The 16,158-nt window shown below is 42.7% G+C and carries 13 protein-coding genes; 6 read left to right on the forward strand and 7 right to left on the reverse strand.

The features are described 5' to 3' along the window. The first annotated feature begins 14 nt into the window (after positions 1-14). On the forward strand, positions 15-968 hold the full coding sequence (ctlX, locus tag M3P07_RS00790) for a citrulline utilization hydrolase CtlX (protein ID WP_249967986.1): 954 nt from the start codon (positions 15-17) through the stop codon (positions 966-968). Between the two features lie 63 nt (positions 969-1,031). On the opposite strand, the gene M3P07_RS00795 is transcribed toward ctlX, so the two are convergent. From M3P07_RS00795 to M3P07_RS00810, 4 genes are all read right to left on the reverse strand, one after another. Continuing rightward, the gene (locus tag M3P07_RS00795) at positions 1,032-2,822 is read right to left on the reverse strand and encodes a Kelch repeat-containing protein (protein WP_249967987.1); all 1,791 of its coding nucleotides are present in this window, start codon (positions 2,820-2,822) and stop codon (positions 1,032-1,034) included. A 188-nt stretch (positions 2,823-3,010) separates the two neighbouring features. Beyond that, positions 3,011-4,354: an IPT/TIG domain-containing protein gene (locus M3P07_RS00800; protein WP_249967988.1), complete on the reverse strand. Its 1,344-nt coding sequence runs from the start codon at positions 4,352-4,354 to the stop codon at positions 3,011-3,013. Positions 4,355-4,589: 235 nt separating this feature from the next. Continuing rightward, a complete protein-coding gene (locus M3P07_RS00805; RefSeq protein WP_249967989.1) occupies positions 4,590-6,077 on the reverse strand; it encodes a carboxypeptidase-like regulatory domain-containing protein in 1,488 nt (495 codons plus the stop codon). Between the two features lie 150 nt (positions 6,078-6,227). Next, the gene (locus M3P07_RS00810; protein WP_249967990.1) at positions 6,228-6,653 is read right to left on the reverse strand and encodes a hypothetical protein; all 426 of its coding nucleotides are present in this window, start codon (positions 6,651-6,653) and stop codon (positions 6,228-6,230) included. 106 nt (positions 6,654-6,759) lie between these two features. Between M3P07_RS00810 and argS the strand changes: the two genes are divergently transcribed. The 4 genes from argS (at position 6,760) to M3P07_RS00830 (ending at position 10,133) form a co-directional block, all read left to right on the forward strand. Next, positions 6,760-8,538: an arginine--tRNA ligase gene (gene argS, locus M3P07_RS00815; RefSeq protein WP_249967991.1), complete on the forward strand. Its 1,779-nt coding sequence runs from the start codon at positions 6,760-6,762 to the stop codon at positions 8,536-8,538. Next, positions 8,538-9,356: a zinc-dependent peptidase gene (locus M3P07_RS00820; RefSeq protein WP_249967992.1), complete on the forward strand. Its 819-nt coding sequence runs from the start codon at positions 8,538-8,540 to the stop codon at positions 9,354-9,356. The genes argS and M3P07_RS00820 overlap by 1 nt, the downstream gene beginning before the upstream one ends. A 6-nt stretch (positions 9,357-9,362) precedes the next feature. Beyond that, entirely contained in the window at positions 9,363-9,722 is a 360-nt protein-coding gene (locus M3P07_RS00825) for a PI-PLC domain-containing protein (RefSeq protein ID WP_249967993.1), read from the forward strand. 126 nt (positions 9,723-9,848) lie between these two features. Further along, positions 9,849-10,133 carry a PI-PLC domain-containing protein gene (locus tag M3P07_RS00830; RefSeq protein WP_249967994.1) on the forward strand — a complete coding sequence of 95 codons (285 nt, stop codon included), beginning with the start codon at positions 9,849-9,851 and terminating at the stop codon, positions 10,131-10,133. Between the two features lie 22 nt (positions 10,134-10,155). On the opposite strand, the gene M3P07_RS00835 is transcribed toward M3P07_RS00830, so the two are convergent. From M3P07_RS00835 to M3P07_RS00845, 3 genes are all read right to left on the reverse strand, one after another. Further along, positions 10,156-12,723: a TonB-dependent receptor gene (locus M3P07_RS00835; RefSeq protein WP_249967995.1), complete on the reverse strand. Its 2,568-nt coding sequence runs from the start codon at positions 12,721-12,723 to the stop codon at positions 10,156-10,158. Further along, positions 12,704-13,615, reverse strand: a complete 912-nt coding sequence (locus M3P07_RS00840; protein ID WP_249967996.1) for a FecR family protein — start codon at positions 13,613-13,615, stop codon at positions 12,704-12,706. Before M3P07_RS00840 ends, M3P07_RS00835 begins: the two co-directional genes overlap by 20 nt. A gap of 165 nt (positions 13,616-13,780) precedes the next feature. Then, positions 13,781-14,278: an RNA polymerase sigma factor gene (locus M3P07_RS00845; protein ID WP_249967997.1), complete on the reverse strand. Its 498-nt coding sequence runs from the start codon at positions 14,276-14,278 to the stop codon at positions 13,781-13,783. A gap of 112 nt (positions 14,279-14,390) precedes the next feature. On the opposite strand from M3P07_RS00845, the gene M3P07_RS00850 reads away from it, so the two are divergent. Further along, positions 14,391-16,142, forward strand: coding sequence for a hypothetical protein (locus M3P07_RS00850; protein ID WP_249967998.1), 1,752 nt, complete (start codon positions 14,391-14,393; stop codon positions 16,140-16,142). The last annotated feature ends 16 nt before the right edge of the window (positions 16,143-16,158 follow it).

The raw sequence follows: 16,158 nt of genomic DNA on the forward strand, positions 1-16,158 counted from the left end.
TTACCCTTGCAAAAATGAAACAAAAAGACAAGGGTTGTATGCAGATTACAAATACTATTTTAATGGTTCGTCCGGCCACTTTTCGTTCCAATGAGGAAACGGCCGTGAACAATTATTACCAGAAATCGGATGTTGGATTAAGCGAAGCGGAGTTGTTGCAAAATGCCCAGGCTGAGTTCGATGCTTTTGTGGAAAAACTCCAAGCGCAAGGAGTGAAAGTGGTGGTTGTGAATGCGGTAGAAGCCGACGATACCCCAGATGCCCACTTTCCCAACAACTGGATTTCCTTTCATGCCAACGGAACGGTAGCTTTGTATCCTATGTTCGCCGAAAACCGTAGAAGGGAACGACGAGAGGTCATTTTGGATATTTTGGAGGAACAAGGTTTCCAGATTGAAAATGTGGTGGATTATTCTTCCGCAGAGGCCGAAAATCTTTTTTTGGAAGGAACTGGCAGTATCTTAATGGATAGGGTACATAAAAAAGCCTATTGTGCACTTTCGCCTAGGGCCGATGAGGAACTGTTTATTGAGTTCTGCGAGGACTTTGAATATACCCCCGTAATTTTTACCGCCAACCAAACCGTGAATGGGGAACGCATGGCCATATACCATACCAATGTAATGATGGCTTTAGGAGAAAATTTGGCCGTAATCTGTCTGGATAGCATTGACGATAAAAAGGAGCGTAAAAATGTGGTAAACCACCTTAAGGCGGATGGGAAGGAAGTAGTTGCTATTTCGGAGGAGCAGGTCACGCATTTTGCAGGAAACATGCTTCAAGTAAAGGGGGCAAACGGACAAGCCTATATGGTGATGAGTGCCGATGCCTACCAAAGTTTGACTCCAAACCAGTTAAAGGACATAGAAAAGCATGGCCCCATTATCCACAGTGATTTACACTGGATTGAAACTTGCGGTGGCGGCTCTGCCCGCTGTATGATGGCCGAGGTGTTTTTGCCCAGCTAGGATATACCAAAAAGAGGCCGCTTTAAGCGGCCCTTTTCTTATTTGGTTAAGTTGTTAAAAGTTTTATTCTATGTCGATGGCGGGATCATATTCCCAGAAATCACCCAAGTATTGTGAGCCTTCTTCATCATAACCACCAAAAACGTATCCTTTGCCATTAATTCCCGTTGACATAGCTTCCTTGCGTGGAATTCCTTCGAAATCTCCTTTTTTGGTCCATGTTCCGTTACCTGCGGAGTCAAATTCCCATAAGTCATTTAAGTTTACTCCTTGGTTGGTTCTCCCCATTCCAATATAGGCCTTTCCATTAGCTACGAAACAAAGTGGGTTATCCCTCAATTCCCCTGGAAAGTTGGTTTTTTTGGTCCAAGACCCATCTCCATTGTTGGCGTACGGGTCATATTCCCATATATCGTTCAATAATTCATTTTGATCTTCTCCAAGAGCAATATATCCTTTACCATTCAAGGAAAAACCAATGGCTTGTTTTCTTCCGTTGGCATCAAAACCTGCTTTCTCTGTCCAGGTACCCTCTTCGGATGGGTCATACTCCAATAGGTTATTGTGAAATGTATCTACCGTAATGGATCCGCCATAGACATAGGCCTTTTCTCCAATGGTAAAGGACGAGGAATAAAACCTATTCGGGTCTTCGTTATCTTTGAAATCATTTAATTGGATCCATTGACCATTCCCATTATTTGCTGCTGGATCGAACTTCCAAAAATCATTAAACTGTTGTACAATTGTTGATTGACCTCCACCTAAATAGAAATTATCACCAATGGCAAATGCAAATGGTGCTATTCTATGTTGAGCAAGTAGGTTAGGTTTTTGTGTCCATGTCTGGGTAGTGGAATCAAATTCCCATAACTCCATATTGGTGTCCCCACTTTCAGTATAGCCAAGAACCATGTAAATCATGTTGTTAACGGTAACCGCTACACCTTGTCTTCTTTTTTCCCCCCCTATGTTTCCCAACTGGCGCCAAGGCAAAACTGTAAAGTCCATTGTGCTTTCGACACTTTGGTTCTCACCATTGGTAACGCTAATAGGACCAGTTGTTGCACTTTCTGGAACTTCCACGAGTATATGATTGTCCTGTATATCAAGAATTACAGCCGTAATCCCATTGAATTCAACAATGTTGTCCTCCAAACCTGGACTTAACATAAACGGAGGGTGAACGGTAATATCCACAGACTCTCCTGGAGCCCCTGATGTGGGGTCAAAAGTAATTGGAGAAAGAACTGTAAAATCCTTCGCACTTACGACTTCATCCTCCCCAATCACTACTTTAATTGGTCCAGAGGTAGCCTCTTCTGGCACAAAGGCTTCAATAAGGGAGGCACTTATGCTTTCAAGCTCTGCCTTGACATCGCCAAAGTAGACTTCCAAGGGCTGGGAGCCAAAATTATCTCCAGTAATTTCCACCAACGTACCCGGCGTACCTTCCTTGGGCTCAAAATCCGTAATTGTGGCCTCTGGGTCAGAGTCCTGAACGGTAAAGGTATCTTCACTGGTGGCGGTTGAGCCATACACAGTTACCTTGATTTTACCCGTTTGTGCCCCAACTGGTACTGAGGTACTGATAGAAGTTGGCGTGGAGCTTGAAACTTCAGCTTCGGTACCGCCAAAAGTCACTGTGTTTGCGCTTGCTGTGGTACTGAAATTTGTTCCAGAAATAGTGACTGGGTCACCCTCTTTGCCTTCAGTGGTACTCAATGCTGTGATGGTTGGTTGATTGGCATCTGGGTTGTCGTCCGGCTTTTTGGAATCGTCATCCTTACTACAATTGAAAAGCAACAGACCAAAAACAAGTAAAATAGAAAAATAAAGGGTTCTCTTTCCCATAACTTTAATTTTTAGGTTAAAGCCTAAAGGAAATACATAGTTTGAGGAAACGGAGTTGTCAATTGACGGATGGCCGTTTTGAGTTGACGGATTAGCATGAGAAGGAAGGATTAACTCTTTTCTTGAAAATTTAGTATTAAAAAAGGGCCGTATAGCGGCCCCTTTTTATTTGATAGCTGCTATTCTTATCAGGGTTCAATAACTTCAAAATCACTTTCACTCTGTGTGGTTTGCCCGGCAACATCTACTGTAATTGGGCCTGTTTCGCAACCATCGGGTACAGTAACCGTAATGCTGGTATCCGTAGCATCGGAAATGACAGCAGCAGTACTATTAAATTCCACGGTTAGAGCACCGTGTGAGAATCCTGAACCGGTAATGGTAACTTCGGTACCTGGAGTTCCTTGCATGGGTTCAATAGTTTCAATAACTGGTGGGGGAATTACTATGAAATTTTCGGCGCTGGTTACAAATTGTCCACCGATACTAACTTCAATTTGTCCAGTAGTAGCTCCCATGGGAACAGTGGCATCAATTTGGACATCTGAGGAAGCGGTGACCTCAGCCTCAACACCATCAAATAGGACAGAAACCGTTCCGTGGTCAAATTCTGTACCTGTAATGGTTACCTTGGTACCAGCAGGGCCTTCCATTGGATCAAAAGTATCAATACTTGGAGCTGGGGTAACCAAAAAATCTTTGTCACTTTCAAAGGATTGTCCTGGAGATGCCAGGGTGATTGGTCCATCAGTTACCCCTTGCGGAACTTGGACCTCTATTCCAGTTTCTGTGATGCTTAATATAGTGGCTTCTAAATCATTAAAATGAATTGACAATGGAATGGAAAACAGGAAGTTTGATCCAGTAAGGGTTACTATTTGACCGGCGAAGCTTTCTGCTGGGGAAAAACTTTCAAAAGTAATTTCCTTGCCGAAATTATAGGAGCTGGTTCCTGTTACTTCATCGACCCTTACGGTGATTGGGCCATGTACATCGCCTTCAGGGACTATAACCTTAAGCCCATCACTAGTGACCTTGGTCACCTCGGCCTCGATTCCGTTAAATTTCACCAGATTATCTTCCGGGCTTGCTCCAAAATCTTTTCCGAACAGGGTCACCTCGGTTCCGGGAGCTCCGAAGAAAGGTTCAAATTTTTTGATTTTGGGTTCTGGCGTTTCAATTATTACAAAATCCTTTGCGGAGAACCCAATACTGTTTTCGGAAGAAAGGCTAATTCGTCCAGTTTCTGCATTTTCAGGAACTACAACTTCAATACCATCGGAGGATACCGAGTTGATTTCGGCGACCACACCATCAAATTTCACGGTGATTTCATCCGCGGAAGCAACAAAGTTTCCTCCGCTAATGTTAACGGTGGTTTTTCCCACTTTACCTTCTGTAGGACTGAAACTTGAAATATAGGGAGGATTGTGGTTGCCTGGGCCATCGGGTTCCAGTGTTTCGCTGTCGCAGGCCATGAACAATAGGCTAAAAATCAAGAGGTGGAAATAATGTGGGGCTTTCTTTCCCATAACGTAATGAGTTTTAAATTTGGGAATAAAGAAAGGATAGAAGGGCAAGAAAAAAGCGGGTCAATTGACGGATGATGGGTTTGAGTTGACGGATGGCCCCTCCGGCTCAACTTGTGTTGTGACACCTCTCCCAAAAAGGGAAAAGGGGCATATGGATAAGTATGAAACCAAGGGGAGGTGGTTCCAGCAAAGCTGGAACCGGAGGGGTTGCAGCTGGAACCGGAGTGGTAGGGTACTACTCAGCTACCTCAAACTCCCGAATAGCCTGATTCGGCTCCATAATGGTATGCCCTGCCCAAAATTCCGGGTTGTATGCAGACAGGTAAGTGGCCCTAACCGTTTCGTCCTCTTCCAAATTTTCAATCTGGGGTTTGGATATGGTTTGGCTATCAAAAGCCACCCATTCGTATTTTTCGGTGTTGTAATTAACAATGTCAAGGCCAAGGGATAGTTCGTTCTGTTTTCTTGGACCTTTTACATGTTTATTTTTTTCTATCACCTTTAAGGGTCTATCCACACCAAATTTGCGCCCAAAGGTTAGGTTCATGAACTTTAGACTGTACTTGTCATTCCCAAATTTGGAAAACACAGTACTCCCCTTATATTGTTGTTCGGAATAGCTGAAACCCAAAAGCCTGATGTTTCGTAAGGGCTTTACATTTTCGTAGTCCAATCTAACAATCGCAAAATTCTCGATGTTCACAAAAAGTTTGCCCTGGAAATCGGCCCGGCCTTTTGGGACAAACCCTATTACATAAACCCCTTGGTTTTCCAATTCGGAATATCCTTGAAGCTCATAGTTGTAGCGATTCAGTTTTTGGATCACATCCAACTTCGACTTTTTGCCGAAAAACTGTGAATGGATCTCGGATAACACCTGTTTTCGCCCTCCTAGAAAACCATTTTTCTCGGGTTTTTTGAGTTCTTCCTCCAAATCGTCGGTTTCGTCCTCTGCCTCCATAATGGAATCCAATTGCACCTTTTCCCCAAATATGCCGGATTTAATCTTTAGGTAGGAGTCTGGTTTCACATTGGATTTGAAAATGGTCTCCAACTTTTCCGATAAGGCTTCCATGGAGCCTTCATTGCTCTTGTCATAAAGCTCGGCAGCCTTAATGACCTCCAATTTGCTCCCTTCTTCAGTACGGTAATAATCGCCCAAAGTTTCCGTATAATACGAAGCACTTCTCGGAAGAATGGAAAGGATGCTATCCATGAGTTCCTCGTTGAGTTCTTCAATCGTGGATTTTTTGAAGTCGATGTCTAACTTTTGCAGCGAGTTAAAACTGGATTGGCGCAAAAAGAACCGCTGTTTCACCGGATTTTTAACATAGTTATAGGGGAGGTTTTCCTCCACTTTTTCCATGATCTGATCAACAGTAAGCTCCTTATCGAATAGGTAAACACCACTGAGTTCAATAGTCTTTGGGTCAATGGAAATTATGCTATCCGTTAACTGTTCTAAGGAAAATCCCGTTTTTTCATACCTCATGGACGAGATGTAGATGGAATCAAGCACGGGAAAACCATCGCTTAGGACAAATGAAAAACGACCTTCTTCATTGGTGATCACCCCGTGGTGTTCCCCATATTGCACCGTGGCATAGGCAATCCCTTTTTGAGTCTTGGCATCTACGAGTTTTGCGCCCACAGTTTGTGCAGTGCCAAGAAAAGTCATCGAAATAAAAATCGATAGGAAAGCAAAAGTCCTGGATAAAATCATGAAATGCTTTTTGATATCATTTTTATAGACAACCAAAATCATAAAAAGGTTGCATCTGTTTTAGGACGAATGTAATGCACGTTTGTAACAGGAATTGTGTTAAAATAGCTTGTCCAAGAATTTGGACAGACCCAACCTTTCCATCCAACTTTACAAATCCCCAATAGAAGTTGGTGCATTGTCTGCCTTGTAATCCAACAATTTTTTAAAGAATTTCTGAATTGCCTTGGTATCCGATTTTACTTTAATGAAATAGTGATCATGATGTATGGAATACGTTGCCAAATCGCCTTTGTGGAGTTTAAGTTTGTAATAGGGAATGATCAAACCATAAGTTTCCAAAAGCGACCTGAACCGAACAATAATACCCTTGGGCCGCATCTCTATATTGCAGCAGTTAAGGTTGTTGTCGAGGATCAGAAGGTTTTGAATTTCAAGACTGGTGTGTGTAATAAAGAGTTTTGGGGAACCAATTCCACCAAGCTCCCAACGCTCTTTTAGGGTAAAGGGTCCGCCTACAGCGGCATCTATCTTTTGTGTTCTTGTTTTGTCGTTATAGGAGACATTCAAAAGCATGTTTAAAATTAACCAAAATCCTTGGGTTGGTTATTGGCAAAGCCTATGAATAATGGTGTAAACGGGCAAAAAATATGTAGTTTTGCAGGCTGAAAAGCCCAGATACATGAGTTTGCAAAATGTCATTTCACAAAGTGTGAGCAAAGCGGTAAGAGACCTGTACCAACTGGAACTGCCAACCGTTGAATTTCAACCTACCCGAAAAGATTTTGAGGGGGATATTACCGTGGTTGTATTTCCCATGCTCCGATTTGTAAAAGGAAACCCTGTAGAAATAGGGACCAAGATTGGGGAATATCTGGTGGAACATGTGGATGAAGTGGCCAAGTTTAATGTGGTCAAGGGGTTTTTGAACCTTGTTATTGAAGATGTCATTTACCTCAATTTTTTCAATACGATAAGGGATGAAGCGGATTATGGATACGTAAAGTCTCCGACTTCCGATGCGGTTATGGTGGAATATTCTTCTCCCAATACCAATAAACCCTTGCACCTGGGGCATATCCGGAACAATTTGTTGGGATATTCCGTTTCGGAAATCCTAAAAGCTGCAGGGAAGAAAGTCTACAAAACCCAGATCATTAACGACAGGGGCATCCATATTTGCAAGAGCATGTTGGCCTGGCAGAAGTTTGGGGATGGTGAAACCCCGGAAACATCGGGATTGAAAGGAGACCATCTCGTGGGAAAATATTACGTGGCCTTTGATCAAGCATACAAGGCCCAGATTGCCGAATTAGTGGACAGCGGCACCTCAAAGGAACAAGCGGAAAAAGAAGCTCCCATATTGTTGGAAGCCCAAGAAATGCTCAGAAAATGGGAATCTGGGGAAGTAGCGACCGTGACTCTTTGGAAAACAATGAACAGCTGGGTTTATGACGGATTTGATACCACCTATAAGAACCTTGGTGTAGATTTTGACACCTTGTACTACGAAAGCGATACGTATCTCCTTGGTAGGAATGTGGTGAAGGACGGTTTGGAAAAAGGAATTTTCTTTAAAAAACCGGACGGCAGTGTCTGGATCGATCTTACAGAAGAGGGGTTGGATGAAAAAATCGTTCTCCGATCCGACGGGACAGCGGTTTACATGACCCAGGATATCGGTACGGCCATCCAACGGGTAACCGACCATCCGGACATCAATGGTTTGGTATATACCGTGGGGAACGAGCAGGATTATCATTTTAAGGTACTATTCCTTATTTTGAAAAAATTGGGCTATCAATGGGCGCAGCATCTATACCATTTGAGTTATGGGATGGTAGATTTGCCAAGTGGCAAGATGAAGAGCAGGGAAGGTACTGTGGTGGACGCGGACGACCTTATTGCCAATATGGAGGAAACGGCAGAGGAAATCTCCAAGGAACTGGGCAAATTGGATGGATATTCCGAAACAGAAAAGAAACAGTTGTACCGAACCATCGGCTTGGGTGCGCTCAAATATTATATCCTTAAGGTGGATCCCAAAAAACGGATTCTATTTAATCCAGAGGAATCGGTCGACTTTCAAGGAAATACGGGTCCATTTATCCAGTACACCTATGCTCGGATTCAGTCCATTCTCAGGAAGGCCGGAGATGTTGGGTCGAGCGAAGTTGCTACCTCCTTGGGATTGCACGAAAAAGAGAAGGAACTGTTGAAACAAGTCCAACTGTTTCCAGAAACCGTACAATTGGCCGCGGAAAACTATAGCCCTGCGCTTATTGCCAATTATACTTATGATCTCGTTAAGGAGTTTAACTCCTTTTACCAACAGGTTTCTATTTTGGGGGAACCCAACGAAGATAAAAAGCACCTTAGGGTACAGCTGTCCAGAAAAGTAGGGGAAGTGATTGCATCGGCCTTTAGACTTCTGGGAATCCATGTGCCTGATCGTATGTAATGGATGGACTAGGACTTACAGCAACACAAAAGGAAATCGCTGCACTTGTTTTAGCGTTTGGCCTGCTGTATGTCTTTGCCCGGGTTGGATATCAGCAAATATTGGGAGAACGGTTCACTGTTTATAATGTATTTCACCCCGTTCGACGGATAACGGCAAGACAGCGCAATTTCATAAACAGCTTTTTGCTTCCTTATGAAAAATTCGATGACAAACAGCGAAAGACGTTTTTGAGACGATTCGCTTGGTTCAAATCCAAAAAGCCCTTTATTTTTTATGGCAACATTGAAAACAAGGAGGAAATACGGGCTTATGTGTCCGCTTCAGCTGTTTTATTGACCATGGGTATGGGTGACTTCAGGTTTGAGCGCTCTATCTCGAGAATTGTCATTTATCCCAATGAATTTTATTCCAGGATTGGAAAAAATCACCATGTGGGAGAATACAATCCACGTTTAAGAACCTTGGTTTTTTCGGCTGAGGCTTTGGCCAAAGGCTTTAAAATTCCCAATGACAACATGAATTTAGGTATCCACGAAGTGGCGCATGCCCTGATGTTCGAAACCAAAAAGAAATCCAGCTGGGAAGCCCGAAGGTTTAAAGTGGGCTTGGTTAAGATCAAAAGCTTGTACGATATGCCCGATTTCCAAGATAGGCTGTCGGAATCGGATTATTTTAGGGAATACAGCCGAACCAATTTTTACGAGTTTTTTGCCGTAGCGGCGGAAAACTTTGTAGAGACACCGGAAAAATTCAAGGAGGAATTTGTGGGGATTTACAACCTTTTGGCAAAAATGTTCAATATGGAATTTAGCTGATATAGAATGATTCAAAGGTTGGTCATATTTATTGTATTCTCTATTGCAGTGGTGTCCCATGCCCAACAGGAAGTACGGATACATTCCCATAACGATTATGAGCAACGTGTTCCGTTTTGGGATGCATTTTCGGCTGGTGCAAAGTCTATAGAAGCCGATGTGTTTTTCAAGGATGGGGAACTTTTTGTGGCACATGAACGAGAGCATATTCGAATGGGGAGGACATTGGAAACGTTGTATTTAATGCCCCTTAAAAGGGCGGAAAAAATCTACGGAGGGGAGCATTTGGGATTTCAACTGATGATAGACGTAAAAACGGAGGCCTACATCACTTTGGAAGCAATTGTTGCTGCCTTGGAAGTTTAAAAGTCTTTTCTCTATCCTTACAATAAGACCGGGGTTTTCGTAGTAATTTCTGGAAACCGACCCAAAGAAGTGGACTATGGGAATTATCCGGAACACATAAAATTTGATTGCCAAAACATCCAAACCATGCCTGGGGAGGCATGGAAGAAGGTGGCTATGATCAGTACCAGTTTTAGAAAATTCTCCAGCTGGAACGGGCGTGATGATATGAGCGAACTGGATTTGAATGTGCTTAAGAACTTTATTGAGGAGGCCCGACCCTTTACCCAACCCATAAGATTTTGGGCCACTCCCGACACTGAAAAGTCATGGGAGTTATTTGCAAATTTAGGTGTGGACTATATCAACACCGACAAACCCTATAAGGTGGCTAAACACTTTAAAATTGACCTGCCAAAAGCAGAGGATTAGCAGTTTAGGTCGAAACCAAGTGTTAAAAGCTTATCCTAAAACTAACATTGGGAGTAAGCCCCAAGGAAATGTTTTCCACTGTTTCTATTTGGTCGTCCTCTGTAACGCGATAGTATCTGTTTAAACTATTCTTTCGGTTGGTCATATTGAGCAAGGATACCCCGGCGTTCGCTTTTACCGTCCTACCAATATTGAATTTATAGATTGCAGATGCATCCGCCCGAAAATAATCTGGCAATCTACTGCTATTGGGCTCTTTGTAGTTGATCCTTACAGGAAAAACCGAAGTGTCAAGGGCCTGATCACCATCTTGCGGCTCTGTAAAGGGTTTCCCAGACCTGTAGTTAATGCCCACACTCAGCTTTAAGTTGTTGTAGGAGTAGGTTCCAGCAAAGGTCAGGGTATGTCGTATATCGAGATTGTTGGGAAAACTATTGGGAACAATGCTCTCAAAAGTATAATCATTCTGGTTATAGGTATAACTAAGCCAAGCGCTATAGTTGTTCCCTTTTTTGTTGATCAAAAACTCAAGGCCTTTAATATCGTAGCTTCCGATTTCGCCATTGAATTGGTTTTGGTTTTGAAATCCCTGGGTGCTCGTGCTTATTCCATCCACTTTTTTGTAAAAGCCCTCCAAACCTATATAAAACTCGTTGGTGTCGTAATTGATGCCAACAGAACCCTGTTTGCTCCGTGTTATGGGCAAAGTATCATCATCCGATAAAATCCAGCGCCGTTTTTCAATGCCCAAAAAATTTTGTTCCAAATCAATGACCTGGTTGGTGGTCTGGCTCTTGAACTCCCCCAAAACCTCTGCCCTGAAGTGATTGGCCAGCTGTAGACTGATGTTTAACCGTGGCTCTATGAGGAATTTGGTAAAGGTGTTGAGGTTTTCCATGTAATTGAAACGAACCCCGCCTCGCCCCACTAGTTTATTGTCCTCAGAACTGTAGGCAATCCCAGAATAGGGGGCATGGATTCGCACCACTCCCTTGATCTCGCTCTCAAACTGGGGCTGGTTGATCACTGTGGTGTTGGTAATCCCAGTTTCAATATATTGATAGCCATTGTTCCATTCCAAATTCTCCATGAGCTTGTACCGGGTATCCAGTTTAAAAGCATTTTCCAACACCTCGTTGTTTTGCAGCAACAACTGGATTTGGTTGGCGAAAATACTCTCTGCATCCAAGATATATTTCGAATAGTAAACGTTGAGGTTGGAGGAAAACCTATTGGTCCAGTCGCTCTGCAATTGTCCTCCGATGGAGATGTTTGTTTGGTCCAAAATACTGTTGGTGCTTTCCACATCGGTAAGGTTGGTTTCCTCATAGTCCAAATTGTTGGCCATGCTGATAAAGTTCAACCGCAGTTTGTGGTAGTCATTGATGTCGTACAAAAGTTTACCGGTAAAGTCGTAAAAGAAAAAGTTCTCGTTTCGGATAATCTCGTCGGCCACGGTAATATTATTAGCATTGGTCACCTCACTATCCTGAAATGCCCGATCAAAAAACTTGTTATAAGTGGGGGTATTCAAGAAATCGGTTGTGGAGCGCCGGGCAGAAAATTGAAAACCTAGATTACGCGAAATGGGAATTTGCCCGTATAGGTCCCCACTGATAAAATTGAGTCCGGCCCCACCCACAAAATAATCACTAAGTTCGTTGGTGGTTTCCATTTGTATTACACTGCTCACCCCATCCCCAAAACGCGAGGGTGTACCATTTTTTATTACGGAAACCTTGTCCGTGAGATAGGGATTAAAGGCAGATATCAACCCAAAAAAATGCCCGGATTGATACATTTTGATTCCATTCCACAAAATGAGGTTTTGGTCGTTGGTGCCACCCCGAACATTGATGTCCGATACAGTTTCGTCTATACTTTTAATGCCCGGTAATGCCTGTACGGTCTGCAGGACATCCGGCTCAATTAATCCGGGAAGGATGCCAAAATCTGCCGTGTTCAAGGTAATGCTTGCGTCGGTTTCCTTTATAATTCCTGTAGTCAAGAATTGATAGACCACAACTTCCTGTAACTGTTCGTAATGCTGTGCCATTAATATTTTGGGACATTCACCTTGTTGCAGCAATTGTTCCACAGAAATGTATTTGGTATTGAACCCAAGGTACCTGATCTTAAGGGTTGCATTTCGGGGGATATCCATCAATAGGAAAGAGCCATCGCTTTCGGTGGTCTGTGCAATTTCAGTTCCATAAACTTCAATGGTCGCACCGGGTATAGTGTTTTCGGCAAAATTGTCCAGCACCATTCCGCAGACCCTGACCAAGGTATTTTTGGTAAGGGTGTAATACCGGTCATTGAGTTTTTGGGTTTGGATTTGGAGCTTTGTGCTGATATAATCCAGAATATCTTGAAGCGCTACTAAGTTTTTGGGAATTGTAATGGAAAAATCCTCCAAATCTTCGTGGATATAGGAGAACTTGATGTCGAATTTCTCTTCAAGAGTTTTGATGTAGGCCACAAGATTTGTTGGTGTCCCTGTTTCTTCCTGAGCACGCACGAATGGGGTCAGAAAAAGCAAAAACACCAAGAAGGGGCCTAATCGGCTGCTAAGGAGTCTTTTCAGCATAGAAAAGTACATTATCGCCCTCAAGTTTGTAATTCATTCGAGATGGGGTGCTAATACTTTTTAACGCCATATTTATGTCTGTGTTGCTAAAAGTTCCTGTAAACAGAAGATTTTTATCAACATTTTGTGTTTTTACCTCAATATTGAACTGTCTTTCCAGTTCTGCCAATACAAATTCCAAAGGAATGCGGTCAAAGGAACTTTCATTGTTCACCCAAGAAGGTTGTAGGGTATCTGGCTTATCGACATCCATAATTTGCCCGTCGATTACCAAAAAGGAGCTGCCAGCAGGTAATTTGGTTTCTTGACCCTTGTATGCAACACTGACCAATCCTTCAAAACAGGTCACCTCAAAAAAGCCTTTACGGTTCTCCACATTGAACTGTGTGCCCAAAACGGCCACGGTACCATGATCTGTGGAAACGGTGAATTTTTTCCCTTTGGCTACCTTAAAAAAGGCTTCTCCATCTAGGTTCACATTCCGCTTTTCGTCCCATTTCTTTTCGCTATAGGAAATTCGGGAATCGGCATTTAGGATAATTTCGGAGTTATCTGGTAGTGTTATCTCTGTACGCTCGGCCAATTGTGTGGCAATGGACTCGTCCAAGGAATTTACATAGAAATAGGAGCCCGTTATCAATATTGCGATAGCCGCTGCCACCTGCAAGAATTTCTTGAACGGATGTAAGGTGATAACCTTTGGAGCGGTTTCCATGCGTTCCGCTTTAAGTTGCTGGAATGCTTGGTCCACGTCAAATTCTGGGGCTTCCAGCGTACTGGAGACCTCCTTGAGCCTTATATACGAAGCATAGGCCTCGGACTTTTTAAATTCCGATAGCTCTGCTTCTGAAAGCTCTCCGCTAAGCCATTTTGCCAAGTAATTTTCTTGCATGATTTCTATGCTTTACAAGTTAATAACAACTACCTTCCAAAAAACCCTACTTCTTCATTCAACAATTTTCAATTAACAATGTACAATGGTAGTTTTCCCAAATCTGGGAATTTCCAATTTTTCATTTTCAACTTTCCATTTTTCATTGATAATTGTACATTGAAACTAAATCCCATCAATCTGCTCCCTCAATGTTTTTAGGGCCAGATGCATCCGTTTTTCAATGGCCTTTACACTCACCCCTTCCATTTCCGCAATTTCCGCATATTTTTTTCCATCGATCCTGTTTAATAGGAACGTTGTTCGCTGATTTTCGGGCAAATCGTTCAAAGCCTTGTCCAATTTTTCCTTGTATTGCTGTTCCTCCATCAAAAATTCCGGGGACTCGTTCGAATGTCCCAGGGACGGGGCAGCATACTTTAATCGTACCTTTTCTGCCTTGATCACGTTTAAATACAGATTGTTGGCTACCGTATATAAATAGGACTTGGCCTTTTCGGGCATTACCTTGGAACAATTCTCCCAAAGCTTCACAAAAGCCTCCTGCACAGCATCGTGCGCCTTCTCCTCGTTGCCGAACTTATAATATATATAGTTGAATACCGTTTTGGAATTAGCTTTGAAAATGGAGCTAAAAACCTGCTCTTCGCAAACGTTGTTCATTTAGGAGGTTTTGGTTTGGACCAAAGATATTTGAAAAAAAACAAAGAAGAAGTAGGGTTTTTTTCTGTTGGGTTGTTTTACGATTGAATTCTAACTAAAAATCCAAATCGTTATGAAAAAGTTGATAAACTTAATGTATGCCAGCTTCGTGCTTGTGGCACTTACCTTTACCTCTTGTCAGGAAGAGTTTGAAGAAGTGGCTGGCGGCAATGAAAATGAGACTATCCAAGCCGATTCTTCCACTGCTTCGTTGATCGAGAAAACATCGTCCAACGATGGTTCTTTTGACAACATTGTGGACGGCGCAAGTTGTATCGCCCTTAAATTTCCGTATACCGTAGAAGTAAACGGTATTGAGGTTACTATTGATTCCCGCGAAGACCTTCACACCATCGAAGATATTTTTGATGAGGTGGACATCGATGAGGACATCTTGGAAATTATTTTCCCTATTACCATTACCCTAGCCGATTTTACCGAAGTGGTAATCGAGAATATTGGGCAATTAAGGGAGTTGGCCGCCGAATGTAAGGAAGGTGGAGACGACGATGACATTGAGTGTATCGATTTTGTTTATCCGATTACCCTATACACTTTCGATATCAACGAACAACAAACCGGTGAGGTTACTGTTGAAAACGATGAGCAACTGAGAAGATTCTTCAAGGGATTGGAAGACAATGACCTTGTAAGTATTGACTTTCCTGTTACCCTTAAAAAATACGATGGTACCGAAGTTGTTGTAAATAGCAATGCCGAATTGGCCCATGCTTTGGAATTGGCCAAGGACGAATGTGATGAGGACGACGATGACGATTATAACGACGATGACTTTGACGAAGAAAGATTCGATTTCTGTTTGACCGAGTGTCCATGGAAGGTTATGGAAGTGGTCAGGGATGAAGTAAACCATACAGACCAGTATTCCGCGTATCTTATGAACTTCACTGAAGATGGAGGAGTTACTGTCAAAGACAGAGAAGGTAATGTATTGGAAGGTACTTGGAGCAGAAGCTTTACCGATAGAGGTCCACTATTGACCTTGGAGTTCGAAACCTTGGTTGACTTTAACCTAGAGTGGTTGGTATATGAAATCGGTGAGCATACCATCAAGTTGTACGCTGAAAATGGTAACAAGATTATCATGAAACAACTTTGTGAGGATGATGAGCCAGGACCTGACACCCTTCGTGAAATCTTGAAGGAATGTGAGTGGATCATCAAAAAGGTGAAAAACCAAGGCGAGGAAATCGACAGATTGCTAGGTTGGGAATTCAAGTTCCACCCAGAAAATGTGGTAACCTTGAGCAACGGAGTAAACACTTCCGAGGGAACGTGGGAAATTGGATTGAACAACGAAGAAGTACCTTCCTTGTTGATCACCATGGGAGACGAGCCCGGTGTTAGCTTCGAATGGCCATTGAGAGATCTAGATGATCATAGACTGAAGTTTGAAGTAGAGGAAGTGGATTACGAATTGACCCTGCTTAGAGTATGTGACGATAATGCCAACGATGGTGATGTTACCGAAATCAGAAGCGCTATGAAAGATGGTACTTGGGTCGTAGCCTTGTATGAAGAGGATGATATGAACAAGACCGAGGAATTTGCCGGTTTGGACTTCTACTTCAATGAAATGCACCAAGTAAATGTCGATGAAAATGACAATCCGATCATCGAAGGACTTTGGAGAGTGGTTCGAGGAGACGAAGGATATTTAAAATTCTTCCTGAGCTTTGACCATGATGGAATGTTCAATGATATCACCGATGATTGGTATATTGAATCCGTGACCGCCAATCGTATAGAATTGGTTCACGAGGATGAAAATTCCACCGAAACTTTAGTTTTCGAGAAACTATAAGAATTTTTCCCCTATC

Origin of the sequence: Flagellimonas myxillae, assembly GCF_023502235.1 — a bacterium.
In the GTDB taxonomy this organism is placed as follows: domain Bacteria; phylum Bacteroidota; class Bacteroidia; order Flavobacteriales; family Flavobacteriaceae; genus Flagellimonas; species Flagellimonas myxillae.